The following is a 2637-nucleotide window of genomic DNA, read 5'->3' on the forward strand; positions in this document are numbered from 1 at the left end:
GCCTTACGGTGGAGCTGTGCGTAGATGTGATCAAGAGACAGCCCGACCGCCCCCGCATGAGTGACGCACCATCCCAGCCGGCCGGCGACGGCCCCCTGAACACCGCGACCGCGCCATCCGCCGCCCAGGCCGAGGCGGCGTCCCCATTGCTGCGAAACCGCTCCTTCCTGCTCTTCTGGGTGACCCGGGTCTCCTCCGCCCTGGCCTTCCAGGTCATCGCCGTCTCGGTGGGCTGGCAGGTCTATGCGCTGACCGGCAGCACCTTCGCCCTCGGCATGGTCGGCCTCGCCCAGTTCGTGCCGCAGATGATCCTGACCCTGCCGGCGGGCCATATCGCGGACCAGTACGACCGCCGCCACATCATGCGCGCCTGCCAGCTCGCCGAGGCCCTGGCCGGCCTCACCCTGGCCGCCACCGCCCTGGCGGGCCACACCCCGACCTGGCTGGTCTTCGTGGCCGTGGCGGCGGTGGGCGCCGCCCGCGCCTTCGAGAGCCCCGCCACCACCTCCCTGCTGCCGGGCCTCGTGCCGTCCTCCCAGTTGCAACAGGCCATCTCGCTCACCAGCTCGGCGATGCAGACCGCCATGATCCTGGGCCCGGCCCTGGGCGGCCTCCTCTACGCGCTCGGCGCCGGCCTTGCCTATTCGATCGTCACCGCGCTCTTCCTGACCGCCGCCCTGGCCACCACGCTGATCCGGCTGGACCACACGCCGCCGCGGCGCGAGCCGCTGACGCTCGCCAACGCCTTCGCCGGCATCGGCTTCATCCGCACCCGGCCCATCCTGCTCGGCGTCATCACGCTCGACCTCTTCGCCGTGCTGCTTGGCGGCGCCGTGGCGCTGCTGCCCGTCTATGCCAAGGAGATCCTGCACACCGGCCCCTGGGGCCTCGGCCTGCTGCGCTCCTCCCCCGCCATCGGCGCGCTGGCGATGTCGCTGCTGCTGGCGCGCTTTCCGATGCGCCACCATGCCGGGCTGAAGATGTTCGGCGCCGTGGGCGTCTTCGGCCTGGCCACGGTGGTCTTCGGCCTCTCCACCTGGCTGCCGCTCTCCGTCGCGGCGCTCGTCGTGCTGGGCGCCGCGGATGTGGTGAGCGTCGTGATCCGCTCCGCGCTGGTGCAGTTCGCGACGCCGGACCACATGCGCGGCCGCGTCAACGCGATGAACATGCTCTTCATCGGCGCCTCCAACCAGCTCGGCGAATTCGAATCCGGCGTCACCGCCGCGCTGCTCGGCACCGTCCCCGCCGTGGTGCTGGGCGGCATTGGCAGCATCGTGATCGTGCTGCTCTGGATGCGGGTCTTTCCGGCGCTGCGCCGCGTGGACAACCTGGAAGCGCTGTCGCGATAGGCGGGAGAGGCGCCGCCGGAACCGGAGACGGAAGCAGGCTCGGGAAATCACATGGATATCGTCACCCTCGTCCTCGTCATGCTGCTCGCCGTGGTGGTGAGCAACTACATCGCCCGCCTTTCCCCGGTCCCGCTGCCGCTTCCCCTGCTCCAGATCGCCATCGGCGCCCTGCTGGCCTATGGCCCGAACTTCGAGGTGGAGCTGGAGCCCGAGATCTTCTTCCTCGTCTTCCTGCCGCCCCTGCTCTTCCTCGACGGCTGGCGCATCCCCAAGCGCGGCTTCTTCCGCGACGGCTGGACCATCCTCGCCCTGGCGCTGGGCCTCGTCGTCTTCACCGTGCTCGGCATGGGCCTCTTCATCCACTGGCTGATCCCGGCCATGCCGCTGGCCGTCGCCTTCGCCCTCGCCGCCGTGCTCTCGCCCACCGACCCGATCGCCGTCTCATCGGTCGCCGCGCGCGTGCCCATCCCGCACCGGCTGATGCACATCCTGGAAGGCGAGTCCCTCCTGAACGACGCCTCCGGCCTGGTCTGCCTGCGCTTCGCCGTCGCGGCCGCGCTCACCGGCACCTTCTCCCTCGCCGAGGCCTCCGTCACCTTCCTCCAGCTCGCCCTCGGCGGCGTCGCCGTCGGCGTGGCCGTGACCGTGGTGGTCAGCTTCGTGCAGAAGCGCCTGCTGCGCCGCGCCGGGGAGGACCCGGGCATCCAGACGCTGGTCAGCCTGCTGATCCCCTTCGGCGCCTACCTCGCCGCCGAGCACGTGCACACCTCCGGCATCCTGGCCGCCGTCGCCGCCGGCATCACCATGAACTACGTGGAGAACCTCGGCATCGCCATGGCGGTCACGCGCATGCGCCGCACCGCGGTCTGGGACACGGTGCAGCTCGCCGCCAACGGCGCCATCTTCGTCCTGCTGGGCGAGCAGCTTCCCCGCATCCTGGCGAGTGCCGCCGCGACGGTGAACCAGGCCGAGCACCACGACGAGAGCTGGCTCCTGCTCTATGTCATCGCCATCACCCTGGGCCTCGCCGCGCTGCGCTTCGCCTGGGTCTGGATCTCCGTGCAGTTCATCCTGCTGCACGCCTCGCGAAAGGGCCTTTCGCCGGAACGGCCGAGCTGGCACCTCGTCGCCGTCATGGCGCTCGCGGGCGTGAAGGGCGCGATCACCCTGGCCGGCGTGCTCACCCTGCCGCTGGTGTCGCCGGACGGCGCGCCCTTCCCGGCGCGCGACCTCGCCATCTTCCTCGCCATGGGCGTCATCCTGCTCTCGCTGGTCGTGGCCAGCCTGG

At 71.0% G+C, this 2637-nt stretch carries 2 protein-coding genes; both read left to right on the forward strand.

Features of this window, described 5'->3' with window-relative positions; genetic code table 11:
• A partial coding sequence (locus tag ROTAS13_RS22705; protein ID WP_371329276.1) for an MFS transporter occupies window positions 1-1349 on the forward strand: 1349 nt, incomplete at its 5' end.
• Window positions 1350-1400: 51 nt separating this feature from the next.
• Window positions 1401-2637 (forward strand): Na+/H+ antiporter (locus ROTAS13_RS22710; protein ID WP_075823522.1); only part of this gene is annotated, 1237 nt, incomplete at its 3' end.

It is taken from the genome of Roseomonas sp. TAS13, from assembly GCF_001950415.1.
In the GTDB taxonomy this organism is placed as follows: Bacteria; Pseudomonadota; Alphaproteobacteria; order Acetobacterales; family Acetobacteraceae; genus Roseomonas; species Roseomonas mucosa.